Source organism: Nostoc sp. CmiVER01, from assembly GCF_034531135.2.
In the GTDB taxonomy this organism is placed as follows: domain Bacteria; phylum Cyanobacteriota; class Cyanobacteriia; order Cyanobacteriales; family Nostocaceae; genus Nostoc.
This window is the reverse complement of sequence record NZ_JAVRBU020000002.1, coordinates 259576-277030: the sequence shown is the minus strand read 5'-3', so window position 1 is coordinate 277030 and position 17455 is coordinate 259576. Positions and strand designations below refer to the sequence as shown.

14 protein-coding genes and 3 pseudogenes are annotated in these 17455 nt (G+C 40.8%); 9 read left to right on the top strand and 8 right to left on the bottom strand.

Features of this window, described 5'->3' with window-relative positions; translation table 11 throughout:
- Positions 1 to 85 precede the first annotated feature (85 nt).
- From RMZ43_RS03865 to RMZ43_RS03845, 5 genes and pseudogenes are all read right to left on the bottom strand, one after another.
- Entirely contained in the window at positions 86 to 628 is a 543-nt protein-coding gene (locus tag RMZ43_RS03865; protein ID WP_322654597.1) for a Uma2 family endonuclease, read from the bottom strand.
- A 57-nt stretch (positions 629 to 685) separates the two neighbouring features.
- Positions 686 to 1061, bottom strand: a pseudogene (locus RMZ43_RS03860) (DUF433 domain-containing protein).
- Between the two features lie 331 nt (positions 1062 to 1392).
- Positions 1393 to 1605, bottom strand: coding sequence for a CopG family transcriptional regulator (locus RMZ43_RS03855; protein WP_322647494.1), 213 nt, complete (start codon positions 1603 to 1605; stop codon positions 1393 to 1395).
- Positions 1606 to 1655: 50 nt separating this feature from the next.
- Positions 1656 to 2077: pseudogene (locus RMZ43_RS03850) on the bottom strand (response regulator transcription factor); the annotation flags it as partial.
- Between the two features lie 129 nt (positions 2078 to 2206).
- Positions 2207 to 3253 (bottom strand): low specificity L-threonine aldolase, encoded by a 1047-nt coding sequence (locus tag RMZ43_RS03845; protein WP_322647493.1) that lies wholly within the window; start codon positions 3251 to 3253, stop codon positions 2207 to 2209.
- 720 nt (positions 3254 to 3973) lie between these two features.
- Here RMZ43_RS03845 and RMZ43_RS03840 point away from each other — a divergent pair.
- Both RMZ43_RS03840 and RMZ43_RS03835 read left to right on the top strand, forming a co-directional pair.
- Positions 3974 to 4756 carry an ABC transporter ATP-binding protein gene (locus tag RMZ43_RS03840; RefSeq protein ID WP_322647492.1) on the top strand — a complete coding sequence of 261 codons (783 nt, stop codon included), beginning with the start codon at positions 3974 to 3976 and terminating at the stop codon, positions 4754 to 4756.
- A 97-nt stretch (positions 4757 to 4853) separates the two neighbouring features.
- Entirely contained in the window at positions 4854 to 6320 is a 1467-nt protein-coding gene (locus tag RMZ43_RS03835; RefSeq protein WP_322654598.1) for an MlaD family protein, read from the top strand.
- A 26-nt stretch (positions 6321 to 6346) separates the two neighbouring features.
- Here the strand turns inward: RMZ43_RS03835 and RMZ43_RS03830 are convergent, their stop codons facing one another.
- Positions 6347 to 6934, bottom strand: coding sequence for a TetR family transcriptional regulator (locus RMZ43_RS03830; RefSeq protein WP_322654599.1), 588 nt, complete (start codon positions 6932 to 6934; stop codon positions 6347 to 6349).
- Positions 6931 to 7929: an aldo/keto reductase gene (locus RMZ43_RS03825; protein WP_322654600.1), complete on the bottom strand. Its 999-nt coding sequence runs from the start codon at positions 7927 to 7929 to the stop codon at positions 6931 to 6933. Before RMZ43_RS03825 ends, RMZ43_RS03830 begins: the two co-directional genes overlap by 4 nt.
- 567 nt (positions 7930 to 8496) lie before the next feature.
- Here RMZ43_RS03825 and RMZ43_RS03820 point away from each other — a divergent pair.
- The 7 genes and pseudogenes from RMZ43_RS03820 (at position 8497) to RMZ43_RS03790 (ending at position 15878) form a co-directional block, all read left to right on the top strand.
- Positions 8497 to 9801, top strand: coding sequence for a Tudor-knot domain-containing protein (locus RMZ43_RS03820; protein ID WP_322654601.1), 1305 nt, complete (start codon positions 8497 to 8499; stop codon positions 9799 to 9801).
- A gap of 222 nt (positions 9802 to 10023) precedes the next feature.
- Complete coding sequence (locus tag RMZ43_RS03815; protein ID WP_322654602.1) at positions 10024 to 11142, top strand: phosphotransferase enzyme family protein; 1119 nt, start codon at positions 10024 to 10026, stop codon at positions 11140 to 11142.
- Positions 11139 to 11678, top strand: a complete 540-nt coding sequence (locus RMZ43_RS03810; protein WP_322654603.1) for a DOMON-like domain-containing protein — start codon at positions 11139 to 11141, stop codon at positions 11676 to 11678. Before RMZ43_RS03815 ends, RMZ43_RS03810 begins: the two co-directional genes overlap by 4 nt.
- A 173-nt stretch (positions 11679 to 11851) precedes the next feature.
- Entirely contained in the window at positions 11852 to 12274 is a 423-nt protein-coding gene (locus RMZ43_RS03805) for a hypothetical protein (RefSeq protein ID WP_322654604.1), read from the top strand.
- A 568-nt stretch (positions 12275 to 12842) separates the two neighbouring features.
- Positions 12843 to 13184: an isoaspartyl peptidase/L-asparaginase gene (locus RMZ43_RS03800; RefSeq protein ID WP_322654605.1), complete on the top strand. Its 342-nt coding sequence runs from the start codon at positions 12843 to 12845 to the stop codon at positions 13182 to 13184.
- 614 nt (positions 13185 to 13798) lie between these two features.
- Complete coding sequence (locus RMZ43_RS03795; protein WP_322654606.1) at positions 13799 to 15067, top strand: ATP-grasp domain-containing protein; 1269 nt, start codon at positions 13799 to 13801, stop codon at positions 15065 to 15067.
- Between the two features lie 346 nt (positions 15068 to 15413).
- A pseudogene (locus RMZ43_RS03790) lies at positions 15414 to 15878 on the top strand (DUF72 domain-containing protein).
- Positions 15879 to 15950: 72 nt separating this feature from the next.
- Here RMZ43_RS03790 and RMZ43_RS03785 read toward each other — a convergent pair.
- A complete protein-coding gene (locus RMZ43_RS03785) occupies positions 15951 to 17417 on the bottom strand; it encodes an MFS transporter (RefSeq protein WP_322654607.1) in 1467 nt (488 codons plus the stop codon).
- Between the last annotated feature and the right edge of the window lie 38 nt (positions 17418 to 17455).

Sequence of the window (17455 nt, the reverse complement as noted above, 5' to 3'; positions counted from 1 at the left end):
CTCAGATAGTAAAAAAACTGGCGTTGCATATCGAAAGAACTCTACCTATATAAACCTATTCATCACTCGATTCAGCAACGCCACCCTATGGCAAAAGTCTTTGAACGGATATTGAAACATCCGCAAACGCTAATGGTGTAACTGTTCCTTGGTTAATAGTATATTCTTCAATATACTTACCATTTTGAGGGTTTCTGAACACAATCATCTGTTTAGCAGATAAACTTAAAACCCAATATTCTTGAATTTCAGCCGTCGCATAAATCGCAGCCTTAATCTCTAAGTCCTTGTTTAAACTTGTGTTGGCAACTTCTACAATCCAGAAGATATCTTTAGGAGCAGGATGGCGATCGTTGTAGGATGATTCTGGAAGTCGAACAATTGCAATATCAGGTTCGGGTTCCGAGTCGGATAGTGTAATGGGCCCATTGAAGCGGACATCAGCTTTACCTGAGAGCAATTCTTCTAAATATTTTACACCTCGTTTTGCTGTGGTGTAATGAATTGGGGTTTCTGGACTGATCTCAAAAATTTCGCCTGCTAGCAATTCCAGATGACGACCACGCAGAATGCCCGCCTCAACCATGCGGTGATAGTCGTCTACAGACCATTTAGCCAGGGTTTTCATAGCAGACTGCTCACATTCTTGTGATAAACCTAGTTCAATTGTGGTCAATCAAAAAAATCATGCTTTAGATTCACGCTTTGCCCTAGCTGCCTGAAGTTTTTCCCAAGCCGCTTCAGTTCCAGGCTTTGGAGGCTTTAGGGCAATCCGGGCAATGAGATCACGATTTTTCTCTTCATAGTTCTTAAGGAAGCTCTTCAGCTTCCTTAAGAACTATTTGATACTCAGCTTCAACATCGGCACGATTTGTCTTGATGTAAGCTAGAGCAGCATTAATTTGTTCTTCTGTCAAATCGAACAAGCCTCGGATAAACTTCGGTGGATACTGTTCTTTTACGTAGTCCATCACGTCATACAAAGTGATGCGCGTTCCTGCGATCGTCAGTCCGCGTTCTGTGCGAATAATAGCTGCTTGTCCATTTGATGCCAGAGTCATATTTCAATGCTCCTCTAAAACTAACTCCATAGTACCCTATGAAAAAGTTATGAATTCGAGCGTCACTGAACAGCGCCTCATAGCGATCGCTTTATATTGAATCTGTTAAATCGAAGTCTTTAAATGAGTATGAGAAGAGGGGGCATTTAACCCCCTCACTTGTCTTGCAATTAAGAGTTACCGCCATACCAGAATGGTTGGTAAGAGTACTTTTGCTGATATCTAGATAGAACAGCAAAAACTATACCAAAAGATGATCATCCTTTAATTTTATCTGTCAGGAAATCAGGATAGCAGATTTCTGAGATTTGGCGGGATATTGAGTCAATAGTTACTGTGATTTTGACCCACTACCAACTGTTCTTGTTGAGTCTGCTGTTTCCATTTTAGAGCCTTCAGCATTGTCAACCTCAAGAGTTCGGAGCAATTCTCTAATTACATCTGTTGCTGGTCTTCCTGTCGAAGCACAGTAGGATTGAAGTTTCTTCATTTCCTCGGTTGTAAGATTTACTGTCAGTCGTTTAACAGCCCATTTTTTATTCATGATCCTCTTTTGTCTTTAATATGTTCCTTTTTGCCGAAATCACCAAGTCATTAGGATTTTTCCCGCAGTGCATAACCTACACTACAGACTGTATGAATCACACGCTTTTCTTTATTGTCTTTCAATTTTAATCGCAGATAACCAATATAAACGTCAAAAATATTAGAATTACCTATGAAGACATAACCCTAAACTTTCTCTCTTATTTGAATTTTTAGTAAACACTAGAGGCAGATGTGAGAAGAGATATTCTAAATAAGTTAAACTCTTTTGCTGTTAACTCACCGCTTCCTTTCCCGCGAAGAAGTTCACGGGTACGGCTATTTAAGCTTAAACCTTCAAATTGCAACAAATCCTCGTCTGTCTCTTGCTCTTGTGGGCGCTGGAGATGGGCCCGAATTCTAGCTAGTAGTTCCTAAATCCTAAAGGGCTTAACTATATAATCATCGGCTCCCGCATCTAAACCTGCGACGCCTAGATACAAAGCGGAGTAGCCAACGCTTTTTTCATGTCTGCGGGACTAATGCTAAATACTTGCGTTCTCTCATAGACTGATACTCCTAAATGTTGTACTTATTTCATTCATTTAAATTTTTCATATTTAGTTTTTAGAATTAGTTGCATCTTTAATATCATCTATCAATTGATCAATCCTCGCTTGAGTCGTATTCCAAGAACACATAAAACGTACTCCTCCCACACCAATAAATGTATAAAACTGCCAGTTCTTTGCTTTTAAGGCGTGAATGACTTGCTCAGGTAGTTTAACAAACACGGCGTTGGCTTCTCTAGGAAACATTAAGTCAACATTTTCTATATTCAATAGTTGATTTTCTAAGTATTCAGCACATTGATTGGCATGTCTGGCATTTTTTAACCAAGCACCAGTTTCCAATAAACCCAACCAGGGAGCAGAGATAAAGCGCATTTTTGAGGCTAGCTGACCTGCTTGTTTGCATCGATAATCAAAATCTTCTGCTAGCTCTTTGTTGAAGAAAATAATGGCTTCACCTAATGCCATTCCATTCTTTGTACCACAAAAGCACAACACATCCACTCCACTTTTCCAAGTAATTTCAGCAGGGCTTTTATTCATAGCAGCAACTGCATTTGCAAAACGAGCGCCATCCATGTGGATTTTTAAGTTATACTTTTTCGCAACTTCTTTAATTTTCAAAAGTTCTTCAATAGAATATAAAGTCCCTAATTCAGTTGATTCGGTGATACTAATAACTTTAGGTTTGGGATAATGAATGTCAGTACGTTTCGTGACTACTGCCTCTATAGCCTCTGATGTTAACTTACCGTTTTTACCTTGAGCAAGTAACAATTTCGAGCCATTAGATGCAAATTCAGGTGCGCCACATTCATCTGTTTCTATGTGAGATGTTTCATGGCAAATGACGCTATGATATGACTGACAAAGGGCTGCTAAAGATAAAGAATTTGCGGCTGTACCATTAAAGGTAAAAAATACTTCACAATCAATTTCAAAGAGTTCCCGAAAATAATCTGTGGCTTTTTGAGTCCATTCATCATTTCCATAGGCTGGAACACTACCTTGGTTTGCCCTAATCATATATTCCAAGGCTTCCGGACAAATCCCAGAGGAATTATCACTTGCAAACTGTTCTAATTGGCTACTCATAATGTCTACTTAAATTTTTATCAGTAATTCTTATAAGGTTAGTGAATAATTTTGATATTTGGCAACTCTAAGATTGACAGAAATGCTATCAACCTCTCAAATTATAGCAATTCTAATTTGAATAGTTATTGTTTAGAGATACGGCATTGCCCTATCCTTATGAATATGTTTATTCTTTTGTGGTTAATTATTTTTCTTGCCTAGAACGAAATAGCCCTACTGAATCTTTTGTGAACAAAAACTTCCGACTCAGTTATTTAAAATTTGTGAATCTAAACCTTTTAATTTTCACAACTTAAATATAATTGCTATCTCTTGCATCAACTTGCTTAATTATTTTTTGTTATTGTAGCTTTTATTTAAGTATTTATAACAACAATCAGCATATTTATTCTAAGTAGTTTACACTGTTGTATGTATAACTTTGCTAATGTCCACAAAAAACTGGAGTCTTAATTATTTATTTCTGAGACGTTAAATTACTATAGTGCCTTCGTCAAGCTTGCATTGAGGGTATTGTGAGACATTAAACATTGCAAAAAACTAAGTATTATGCTAAAAAAATAAATTTTATTAATTAAAATGATAACCATATACTTATAATGTAGCATACAATGCCCGACCATAACTATGACATCACTATTGGGCTATTTGTTATTTGTCATTAGCGAAGGACAAAGGACAAATGACCAATGACCAATGACCAATGACTAATAACTAATGACTGAACCATTGATTGAACTGAAAGGTGTTTCTAAGTCCTTTGGTAGCCATAAAGTTCTAGATAATGTAGACTTGACCATTTACCGGGGAGAAGCACTAGGGATTATTGGCCCATCAGGGACTGGTAAATCAACAATTTTACGGGTGATTGCGGGGTTACTTAGTCCCGATGAAGGAGAAATTTATGTGCAAGGAGTGCGGCGAGACGGTTTGATTGAGGATGGTGGCCAGCAGGTTGGCATTGGCATGGTGTTTCAGCAGGCGGCGCTATTTGATTCGCTGACGGTGGAGGAGAATGTGGGATTTTTACTTTATCAAAATTCAAAGCTACCGCGATCGCGCATCCAAGATTTGGTAAAAGAAAAACTGGAGATGGTAGGTTTGCCAGAAATAAGCCATCTCTACCCAGCCGAACTTTCCGGGGGAATGCGAAAACGGGTCAGTTTTGCCCGTGCGATTATGTCTAACCCCGATAATCCTTCAGAAGGGCCAGAAGTTCTACTATACGATGAACCAACAGCCGGACTTGATCCCATTGCCTCAACAGTAATCGAAGATTTAATCCGCTATTTGCAATGTTTACATGGAGTTTGTAGTACTTATGCTGTTGTTACCCACCAAGACAGCACTATGCGCCGTACAGCTGATAGACTTATATTTCTCTATGAAGGTAGAGTGCAGTGGCAGGGTACAGTTAGTGAAACATACAACACAGAAGATCCTTTAATTAAACAATTTCTCAGTGGAAGTGTGCAAGGGCCGATTCAAGTCGTCGGTTAGAAAGTGAGGAGTTAAGAATCAGGAGCGATTAAATTCAACTCCTAACTCTCAACTGCTAACTCATAACTCATAACTAATTATTGAGTGGAGGAAAAAAATGCGAGGTCTTATGACAAACCTCTTCTCTTCGAGAGGCTTCGCCAACGCGTCTGGGCGAACATTTAGAGAAGGCTCTGTGGGATTGTTACTCCTGCTAGGATTAGGGGTATTTGGGTTATTCTTTCTGTGGTTAAATAGATTCACTCCTTCAGGGCGGTCATACAAAGTTATTGTAGAATTTGCTAACGCTGGCGGAATGCAAAAGGGAGCAGCAGTTCGCTATCGTGGTGTTAAGGTAGGAACTATTTCCCAGGTTCGACCAAGAGCAAATGCTATTGATGTAGAGATTGAAATTGGCCAACCTGACCTAATTCTCCCCCGGAATGTAGTAGTAGAAGCTAATCAAAGCGGATTAATTAGCGAAAGTATTATCGACATCACACCAAAAGCAACGTTACCTACTGGGGTTGTAATTGCTAAACCCCTAGATAAAAATTGCGATCAGAGCCTGATAATTTGTAATGGCTCTCGCTTAAAAGGTCAGGTTGGCATCAGTGTTGATGAATTAATTCGTAGTTCAACTGAGCTAGCTGCTGCATACAATAGCCCCCAATTTTATAGAAATGTCAATAGGGTTCTAGAAACTACCACAAGCGCAGCAACTAGTTTTACTGGGCTGAGTCAAGATTTACAAGGTTTGACCAAAAACTTGCGACAACAACTTAACACCTTTTCAGCCACTGCTAATTCAGTGCAACAAGCGACAAACCAACTGAGTGCATCTTCGAGTCAAACAATAAATAAATTCGGTGCAACTGCAACTCAAGCAAATCGTTTGCTGAACAATTTGGATAATTTATTGACAACAAATCGTTCTTCGCTGGTTGGCGCTTTGAACAATATCACCGAAACCAGCAACCAACTACGTGTTACAGTCAGTAGCCTATCACCAGTTGTGAATCGATTCACTCAAGGACAATTAATCAACAATTTAGAAACTCTTTCAGCAAATGCAGCGCAAGCCTCAGCTAATTTACGTGATGCTTCAAAAACCTTAAATGATCCAAAGAATACCGTGCTGCTACAACAAACTTTAGATTCAGCACGAGTAACCTTTGAAAATAGCCAAAAAATTACATCTGATTTAGATGAGTTGACAGGTGATCCTACTTTCCGACAAAATTTGCGGCAATTGGTGAATGGTCTAAGTAGTTTGGTATCTTCTACACAACAGATGCAGCAACAAGTTCAAGTTGCTACTAATCTAGATTCGGTAAAAACTGCTGTGAGCAAACCAAAGAATCTAATTCCTACCCCAGCACCAACTCAAGAGGCGATGTCTAATGATAAGTCTCTACCCGTCTACGTAATTAATCCTCCACCTGCTAATTTTGGAAGTGCCGACATCAACCCTGAACCAATCCCAACCCCCAGTCCGTCTATTTCTAACTCATCCCAAGAAGACCTGTTAAAGCAGCTGCGGGAGTATGGTAAGCAACGGGAGCAATTGGATACGGGAAAATAGGCAAATTGTTTAGATTCAATAGCTATTCACTCACCCACCACAAGACCAGCAACTATCAAGCGCCATACTTGGGCAAAATCCGTGTCGATGTTTGGATCGCTCCATTCGGGTGCGTGAGCTGGATGATGAAATCGAACCATCGCTTGAAAGACTGCCTTCGCTGCTACCTGCGGATCTGTTACCCTAAACTCGTTACTGGAAATACCGCTCTCGACGATCGCAGCAACTTGGCTTACTAGTTCAGCAATGTGAGCTTGAACCACCCCTCGCGCCTCTTGAGCGATCGCAGAATAGGTTGCAAACAACTCTGGCTCGTTCAGGACTTTTTGACGTTTCAGAGTCATGAGTTGTTCAAACCATCGATGCAACCGTTCAACGGCAGAACCCTGTTCTTCGGCGATCGTTGCTAGCGGTGTAGAAACCCGATGCAGCCACCGTTCTGCTACCGCATCGCGCAAGGCAGCCTTGCTGGGAAAATGCCGATAAATCGTGCCGTGGCTCACCTCTAAAAAGCGAGCCACATCGACGACTGTTGCCTTTGCCAGACCGTAACGACGCAAAACCTCTTCGGCAGCGTCGAGAATCCGCTCCGGTGTCAAAGCTGAATCATTCATCTCTTTTCACTATCCAACATCCTCATTTGATCTGGAGTATAGCGATCGCCAGCCACGGCATCCAGTGGCACTGCTGCCTCAATCCGGGCGAGATCATCCTGACTTAAGTGTAGATCCAGCGCACCCAGTGCTTCATCCAAGCGATCGCGACGCCGTGCGCCAATCAGTGGCACAATGTCGTTCCCCCTTGACAACACCCAAGCAATTGCCACTTGAGCAACCGTCGCACTATGTTCTTGGGCAATCACGCGAAGGGCTTCGACTAGCAACAAATTGCGATCCAGATTCTCTCCAGAGAAGCGTGGTAGATGTCCGCGAAAGTCTTGCGCTTGCTCAGAGCGTTGTTTCGACCAGTGACCGCTCAATAAGCCCCGTGAAAGGACTCCATAAGCGGTAACAGCAATGCCCAATTCCCGCACAGTTGGGAGAATTTTATCCTCAATGCCACGAGTCAGAAGCGAATATTCGATCTGAAGACAGGTAATGGGATGAATCGCATGAGCACGCCGAATTGTATCTGCACCTACTTCAGATAAACCAATGTGGCGAACATATCCAGCTTTCACCATTTCGCTAATCGCCCCAACGGTGTCTTCAATGGGGACTGTCGGATCGAGCCGAGCTGGCTGGTAAAGGTCAATGTAATCGGTTCCCAGTCGTTTTAATGTATAGGCAAGTGAAGTCTTTACGGCTTCAGGACGACCATCGAAGCCAATAAAGTTGCCGTCAGGCGATCGCAGCGCCCCGAATTTAACAGCAATGAAAACATCTTCCCGCCGCCGTCCTGCTAGGGCTTCGTGTAGCAATAGTTCATTGTGCCCCATGCCGTAAAAGTCGCCTGTATCTAATAAGGTAATGCCTGCATCAAGTGCTGCATGAATCGTTGCAATACTTTCCTTGCGATCGGCTGGGCCATAAGCATCAGACATGCCCATACAGCCAAGCCCAAGTGCCGATATTGTTGAACCGTTTTTTCCCAGTTGACGTGACAACATAGTAAATTCTCCATTGTGCTGATACAACTATGATACTATTCAAATAACAAAAATCAATATTTGTCATTTGATATTTGTTAGTAGTATCCAAGATGGTGAGCATCTGTTAAAGGAGAAATCGTAGACATAAAGGAGCTTGCCGCAGGCTACCACAGAGCACAGAGAACCCAGTGCGCCCTTGCGGTTCCCCGACTTGTACCCCTACGGGGAAGCAAGCTACGCCTTTGGCGTTCCCGCTCTTTAGCAACTGGCGCAACACGGAGATAAGAGTTTAAGAGGTATTTTGTGTAAGTCCTGTCTAATTTGAGTCTTGCATTTTGTACATTATTTACTTGCAGACTGCCATAAGTTAGCCTTTGAGATATTTTTGAAACAATGTTATCGTGATCTGCGCGATTGTCAGTTGTTATTTTTTGGTCAGATCAGGGAATTCTATTAATACGATTCAGTAATTCGTACAAGCGTTGACCAGAGAAAGACTTTCCGTAGGGTAGCAACTGGGAGAGAGTTGTTGTAGGTTTACTTGAACTGTGTTGTAAAAATATTTTATGTTTTGAGGCTCGGTTTATGGATAAATCAATTATTCAGTTGGTTGACGAATTACCGACTGACAATATCACTGTCAAAGTTTTAAAAGCTCTTGATTATGTAGCACCAGGTGAGTGGAGCAATTTGACGGGAATTGAGAATAATATTCGCAGCATTACAGGAGTTAGCGATGCTAAGGTAATTCAGAAAATCCGCGATCGCGCTGTTGTTTTATACGAAGATCCTCAACAAGGCTACCAGTTTGCAATCAAACTTTATCAAACAATTGATAAGACAGACACAGCTATGGCAACGGCGGCTTTAGCGAATAAAGTTAGTGAAAAAATTGGCTTTCTCTCTTTTTTAGGCAAAATTACTCCGAAAGCTGACGTAACTCAATCCATCGATTTACTACTGAAAATCACCGTCGAAATCATCGCCTTTTGCAAACTAAATGGCATTCCTCAACCGAATCCCCAAGAGTTTGCTAATTCCCTCGCTAACAACTATCAAAATGCATCCTTAATGCGGATGATAGCTTTAATTTGTATAGACGGAATTCTACCACTAGGCCCCGATTTTCTAGGCAAAATTCATGGAGTTATTAGTGGTGCTGATACTGGTGCAATAACTCAAAATCCGGTTTTTTTAGCTATCAATAACTTTTTACCAGGTAGTAACCCCTCTGATAAAATCAACTTTATCAGTCAAGGTTTCAATTCTGTGCAAAGTTGGATGAATAACTTAGTATCCAAAACAGGTATAACCCCGCAATCAATTTCTAGTCATTTGGGTAATTTTATTCAAATTGCTGATGATAATTTAGATTTTGTAGCAGCATTTTTAGATCAAACTACCAATTATTACGAACATACAGGAATTCAAACTGTCGCTCGCAGCTTGATTTTGCAAGCTTATACTTTAGTCCAAGAGGAAATAAAACAAGAGGAACAAAAGCCTATCCAAGATGTTTCATCTGCTGTTAAGTCAGATAAAAATCAGTATGAACTCAGCAAAACAGTAGAAGTATGGGATAGTGAGCAAGAAGATTGGTATCAGGGAACAATTGAGAAAATCCAAGATGACCAATTCTTTATTCATTACCTTGGTTACGGTTCATCTTATGACGAGTGGGTAGGCGAAGATGACATTCGGACTCGCGATCTTCGCTCTACAGATGACAATGGATATGCAGTGGGTCAAAAGGTAAAATGTTGGGATGATGACCAAGAGGCTTGGTATTCCGCAACGATTGAGCAAATCCAAAATCAGCAATACTTTGTTCATTACATTGGTTATGACTCATCCTATGATGAGTGGGTTGATAGTGACGAAATTTCCTAACTTTTGAATTAGCACAGGGTCGGCAAAAGCAATATCTCCGGTAGGCTATTTAGTGTCGCGCCCTGTGTTATAGTAATTTTAAAAAATCATAATTAACCTCTAGAGAATCAAAGTCTTTTCAATTACGAATTACGAATTACGAATTACAAATTATATACTTGCGCTACGATATCCCCTATTGCCTTTGTGCAATGTATGTGAGGAGTAGTACAGGTCAAAAACATGAAAAAAGAATTTAATACACAGAGTGCAGAGAATCTGGTGGCGATCGCAGATCAATTCGCTGGGCTAGGGAAGGTTACAAGCGTTAAAGCTTTTGGAAGTGGTAATATAAATGACACCTTCTTAGTAGATATAGATTCTTCAGAAGAGCAATATTTTGTTTTGCAACGCATCAATACACAGGTATTCCGGCAGCCACAACTGATTATGCAGAATATGCGTACCTTCACTGAGCATGTTCGCAAACGGTTACAGCATACGCCTCTAAATCGTCGCTGGGAAGTGCCACGCGTACTATTAACTAAGGATTCTCTAGACTACTGTAGGGATGCAGATGGCTCTTTTTGGCGGGCAATCAGCTTTATTGAAGGCTCTCAGTCTTTCGATACTATGGGCGATCGCTCACACGCGAAAGAAATCGGTTATGCCTTGGGGATGTTCCACAATTTGATCAGCGATTTGCCACCAGAAAAACTCGCCGATACCCTTCAAGGATTCCATATTACACCGCTTTATCTCCAGCATTACGAAGAAGTGTTGGCGAAAACTAGTGCGTGTCAATCTTCGGAAGTTAATTATTGCTTGCAGTTTGTTAGCGATCGCCAAACCTTTGCACATATCCTAGAAGATGCCAAAGTTGAAGGCAAGCTACCCTTACGGCTGATGCACGGCGATCCAAAAATCAATAACGTGATGTTTGATACTGCTACCTTACAAGCCGTCAGCGTCATTGACCTAGACACTGTTAAACCTGGTCTGGTACATTACGATATTGGTGATTGCTTGCGATCGGGTTGCAATCCGGCTGGAGAAGAAACCGAAAATTGGGACAGTGTTTATTTCGATACCGACTTGTGTCAGGGAATCTTACAAGGTTATCTCTCGGTAGCAAAGGCATTTCTGACTGAGAATGACTATACATATATATACGATGCAATTCGTCTGATTGCCTTTGAACTAGGATTGAGGTTTTTTGCTGATTATTTAGCAGGGAATGTCTATTTTAAAGTTAAGCATCCAGAGCATAATCTTGCCAGAGCGATCGTCCAGTTTAAACTTACCGAAAGTATTGAATCACAAGAAACGCAGATTTGCAATATTATTAAAGACATGAAATGAGCGAACAGACATTTTCCCTGCAACCCTTTTCTTCTACAAAATCCCTACCTAATTTTAAAATTGTAGGTAATATTGCCAGAAATGGTAATCAACTTGCCATCCGCTATATGCTTGAGGGCGATTTAAAAGAAATCGTAATTCCTCCACCATTAAACACACCATCACGCAAGCATGAACTTTGGGAAGAAACCTGCTTCGAGTTCTTTCTTGGCATCAAGAATTTTGCACAGTATTGGGAATTTAACCTCTCTCTCGCCGGACACTGGAATGTTTATCGCTTTGATGGATATCGTCAAGGAATGCAAGAAGAAACAGCTTTTGAAAATCTACCGTTTAATGTTCAAAATCAAGCCGATGGTTTAATACTTGTGTTGGATATAGATTTGGATAAAATCATCTCGGCAGAACAAGCTATTGAAGTTGGCATTACTACCGTTATTAAAGATAGAAATGGTGAGGTGACTTACTGGGCTTTAACTCATCAAGGCGCGGAGCCTGACTTTCATTTACGAGATAGTTTCATCCTTGAGTTGTGAGATTTGGTTACTGCTACCAATTACCATAACGACAAGGCGGTAAAGTCACCCATTTGGATGATAAACAATTCAACCATTTGAATGAGTCAGTTGTATGAGGTTAATTTCTATAACTAAGGGAAAGATATTACTAGAAACTATTGATTCTACTTCCTCTAGTTAAGGAGTATGTTATGAAATTAACAACATTGATAAATTCTACAGTTATTATTGCCTTCCTTGCCCTCACATCTGGTATTGCTAGCGCTCAAACAACCACAAATAAAAACTATATGAGTGCTGATGCAATTAGTGAGAAATCAATAAATACAGCAGTTAATGCTGATGCATTAGGTAGTAATTCTACCAATATCAGCTATATTAAACCCTTTAATCTTGTTAATCTTGCTTACCAAGGTGGTTTCAAGCAGCAAGGAGTTCCTAGTGGAGGAAGTTTTATTTTTGAAGTACAGCGCGGAAATATTACTCCCGAATCTTTAATCAAGACTGCGATCAATGCTCACAGACTACCAGCACAACTTTTAAACAATAAAGATTACATAAGCGGTGTTAGTTCACAATTGGGGATATTAACCGGAATAAATTATCCTGTATAAGTACAGGTTTGTCTATAGCTATCTAATTGGATGAAATACAAGTTTACCTTTCTTTGTCCACTTCTATGCAAGCTGAAATAACGTCTATATCTTTAAGGTATGGGATTTTTAGATTAGGTTTTTTAGTTATATTCTATTAAATTAAGAATATAACGTGTCTACTATCTAAAATCGAATTATATATCAATACGCTTGGGTTAAGAAGAATCGTAGGTTGGGTTGAACTTTAGTGTTACTTAACAATTACAAGACTTTTAGATGTTGGGTTTTGTCCCTCAACCCAACCTACCAGCGCAGCAAGCTTAATTTGTTGGGTTGAGTCATCAGAGAATATTTTTTTGTTGGTGGATTTTTTAGATTGTTGGAACCCAATATTTTAGGCTTGCCGCGCTACTACATTAGTTTTATTTTTTAGCCTTAACTGAACCGTATTGAATTATATATGTTACTTAACTGTTGAATAACAGCGATCGCAAAGAGTAAGTAAGCATGAATAAACCTAACTAATTGAAGAACCCGTTAAAGCGATTGCAGTCCCACAAAATTCATACTAATAAGAAGAAATTATATGATACCGACCATCATTGTTCACGGTGGGGCAAAAACTATCACAGATGATAAAGTTGCAGCCAACAATGCAGGCTGTACAGCAGCAGAAGCTGGTTGGGCAGTGCTAATCAGTGGAGGTACAGCCGCAGAAGCTGTTGAAGCAGCTATTCGAGTTCTAGAAGCTGACCAGACATTTAACGCTGGTCTTGGTGCAACTCTCAACAGCGACGGAGAGGTGGAGTTAGACGCGGCGATCATGGAAGGCTCATTAAGTTGGGGAGCGATCGCAGCAGCTCAAGGCATCCGTCATCCCATTTCAGTGGCACGGAAGGTTATGGATGACAAACCCAGGCTACAGTAGGGAGTAATACCAATCCACAATTCGCAATGACGCTCCTACGGACGCTCGTTCCGACGTTCGTTCCTCACTAACGCTGCGCTATCGCTAACGCTAACGCAATTAAAAAAATTAAATACAGCAATGCTTTCAAGGTTTGCATCTGTATCAGATTTTTCGTGAAATGGTATAAGGGCTTGTACTAAGCGTATCGCTAAAGCGAAAGCTCCGCTAACGCATAGCGTCTCGCAGAAAAGCCGAAGTAGTAGGGAGTAGGGAATCAGCCTTTTCGAGTTGAGGGCGAGTTATTTTAAAAATAAAATAGGAGTCCTATACCAATTCGTAATGGGCTACGCTAAGGTAATGCGTAGTTAATGAAGCTAAATTACATCTGAGTTTTCAAGTTTGAATACATAGCCTTGTTTTTCCAAGTTCGTGTTATATAATCTTTGCCAAATTATCCATAATAAAAGAACCCCACCCCCAACCCCTCCCCGCCTGCGGAGAGGGTAGACAAAGCATAGCTTTGGCGGGGTGGGCTTGAGCGTATTATGCTTAATTGCCCGAACATCATATTGGAAACTTATTTAATATAAACAAACGCATCCCTTTATGGATGCGGTTTCTCGGAGGATTAGATGTCAAAATACGACTTTCATTATTTTCAAGGGAGTACTCTTTCTGATCTGTTTGCTCAAGATATCACAGATGGATCTTATGGGTTTATTTTAAATTACCCTGCAACTGCTAGTTGGGCTGCTTATCCCAACCGGAACAAATATTTTATTCAAGATGGTAGTAGTGAAGCCACTAAAACCTCCTTTGACAAGATTTGTCAGAAGGAACCTTGGAAGATTCTGGCTGTATTAGGCGATCGCATTCCCGGAATTGTGATTATTCCACCACCAATATCGCTAATTGGCTACTGGCAAGAGCATTTCGGCTTCAGCCACTCCAATACATCGATGATGAATTGCTCGACTTATCTAGATGATCTCAGCCACAGCGAACGCTTTGACAAACTGATTAGTCTATTTCCCTTTGATCGCCTCAAACCTGAAAAACACGCTGTTGATCCAGACACTCATTACCGCTTACTCAGCAAAGTAACCCTAGCCGAATTGGGAGTGCAATGCCCAAAATACAAGAGCTACAATCTACACCAAGTTAATCTTGAAGACATTCAATTACCAGAATTTCCCTACTTAATTAAAACGTCCCACGGACTTTCAGGAGAAGGCACTTATATCATCAAAAGTCCCAGCGATTTGAACTATTGTCTTGAAGAGATTAGGAAATATCTGAATATTAAGTTGCTCGATACGATTATTGTTTCGGAGTTCGTCAAGAATGAAGTGCAGAATTACTGTGTACAGTTCTATGTCAACAAACTAGGAGAGATAACCCTTATCGGCACTACCAGTCAACTCGTCACTCCAGAAGGCAACTACTTAGGCGGACTGATTGACTACTGCAACACTGACATGAGCAAGTTCTTTGAGATGATTGCTAACGTTGGTCAGTATGCTCACAAACAGGGTTATTTCGGCGTGATTGGCTTTGATGTGCTGGAAGACAAAGACGGACAATTGTATGCGATCGATGCCAATTTCCGAGTTAATGGCTCCACTCCGTTGTGCTTACAGCGTAATACCCTAATGAGATTGGGAAAAGGAGTAGCTAAATATTCCAGTGACTACCGCATGGAAGGAACATTAGACTCAATTTTAGCCACCTTAAAACCAGAACTAGATCGCAAGGATTTAATCATTTTGTCGGCTTTAGAGAAAATTAAATACGGAAAAATCAACACTGATATTTATGCGATCGTTACTGGAGAAAATATCGAGGAAATGCAGCATATCGAGCGTAAATTACAGAATAAAGGTTTACAATGGCTCCCTTAAACAGCACTACTAAGGTGAAAAAACAGAATTATTTGAAATCAAAACTGTCTGCTACATTGGCAAAGGCATTAAGCTAACTTGATGTAATTTTTGTTTTTGACATGTTATAAACTTTTTTTACTTTTAACAAGCTAAAAAAAGATTAACTATTGGGACTTACGCAAAAGTACACGCTGTAGGGGAGGGGCAATACGCATTAGACCTGCCTTGAAAATAGGGACTGGAGATTGGGGAATGGGGACTGGGGAAGAAATATTTTCATTCCTTCGTTGTGAACCGTGTTCATGGAGTCTCTTGCATAAGTCGAATAGACCCCCCTTAATCCCCCTTTATAAAGGAGGAAAACTTGAAATCTTGCCCCCTCCCATTCACAAGGGGAGGGTTGGGGAGGGGTGATTCAAGGATTTTTGCATTTCCTCATACCTGGCACATTAATCTTGAGCGTCTTCAGCCATTTTTGGAATTACTTCAAACTTACCCAAAACAACGATTTACGGTTGAATTTCGTCACACAAGCTGGTTGGTTCCCCAAGTTTACAAACTACTAGAAAGTGCAGGTGTAGCCCTTTGCTTACCTGTAAGCCCAACAGTTCCTCTTGATGTGTGTTTGACTACTCATTGGACATATATCCGTATGCATAGTGGGCAATGAGATATTGGCTATAGCGATGAAGAGTTATCTACATGGGGCGAGCGTATTCATTCATTTCTGAGGCAGGGGATTAACGTTTATGTATACTTTAATAACGACCCCAACGGACATGCTATTCGTGATGCTAAGAAATTGTATATTTTGCTGGGATATTGTTGAAATAAGTTTTGCTCTGAACTTAATGAGGCAGGTAATAAAAGGCAAACCCTGCCCCTATTAATAGTTAACAACTTATTCTTTTACTTCAATCAGATCGGTTGACGGTCTAATGGGAAACAGGACTCGCATTAGCTGACTCAGTGGTACTGAGCGCGGTTCTTGAACAAAAGCCAAAAACACAAGTGCAGCTATTCGTAATAAGCCTGAGAGAACAAACAGCCCCAGCAAACCTTCGATAAAAGGTAGAGTTGTTAGAAAGCTACCAACAGTGATACCCATTGCTCCAGTTATACCAGCAACTGCACCTGCGATCGCAAAATAACTCGACTGATGACGCATCGGTGATATTTCCATCATCAGATTGTTGGTACACAAATCAATTGCCGCCCACGTCCCACCAGTTAGTATATGTAATAAAGGTAGCCAGATCCAAAAAGAAATTTGATCGCTTCCGACTCCTAGCCACAGCAGAGGTGTTACCGCCACCAAGATTCCCACCAATAGCAGTAGCGGACGATTCCCAATTCGGTCAGCCAGTTTCCCGCACAAAAGCAGCATTAACATGTTCGCACCAGTTCCTAAACCGTGATAAATCGTTACCACACTAATATCTATATCCAGGTTATCTAGCATATAGAGGTTAAAGAAGGGAGCGCTGATGTTAACAGCAAAGCACCAAACACTCAAGTAAAGTACAAACTTGCAAAAATTAGCATCTTTGAGAAAGCTAAAATCTATACCATGAGATTGGGGTTGGGATGTATCTGAACCTGTGGCTGTTAAAAGCTGCGGGTTTACATCAGTCATCCAGAACTGACACATTTGACTGATTAGCCCTAGTAAAATTCCTAGAACCAACATTGCACCATAGCCTTGAACTGTTCCACCAGGCCAAACCGATACTGCTAAACCTAGCAAAGGCACACCAACAAGGTTAGTTAAGCCGACAAGACTATTGCGAAAGCCGAAATATCGCCCCCGCAACCGTTGAGGTACTAACACAGCTGACCACCCAAGCCAAGGCGCACGACCGAAAGCTTCAATAATATTACTTAGCAAGATAATTGCCAAAGTCAACTGCACTACTTGGTATCCAGCCAGATGAGATGAAGTAACCAAGACAATCGCCGGTAGAAGAATCAACCACACCAACCGCGATGGAATGAAAATACACAGAAAATACCAGCGAAAGCTGGTACTTCGGTTTACCAAATATGCTCCCAGTGGTTGCAGCAGATTTACCATCTGAGGGATAGCCGCCAGCAGACCAATTTGTACTGGCCCAGCACCTAACTCTAGCAAGAAATTACTGAGCAACGCGCCGCCGATGACACTATAAAAAATCGTAGCAAATACACTCTCATAAGTTAGCGCTTTAAGGCTTTTGCGAATTTCTAGCTTAGAAATTTTCAAAAACAGTTTCGGAGTTGGAAAAAGTACCGTCTCTGTTAATGCCCTATCTTCTGAGACTTCTTGAATGGGGACAGGGGGAAGAGAGCTAGCTTCTACTGAAATGTCATCTTCTTGAGACTGAACCATATTATCTGATCAATATTTAAAGAGTTAAATTGTTATAA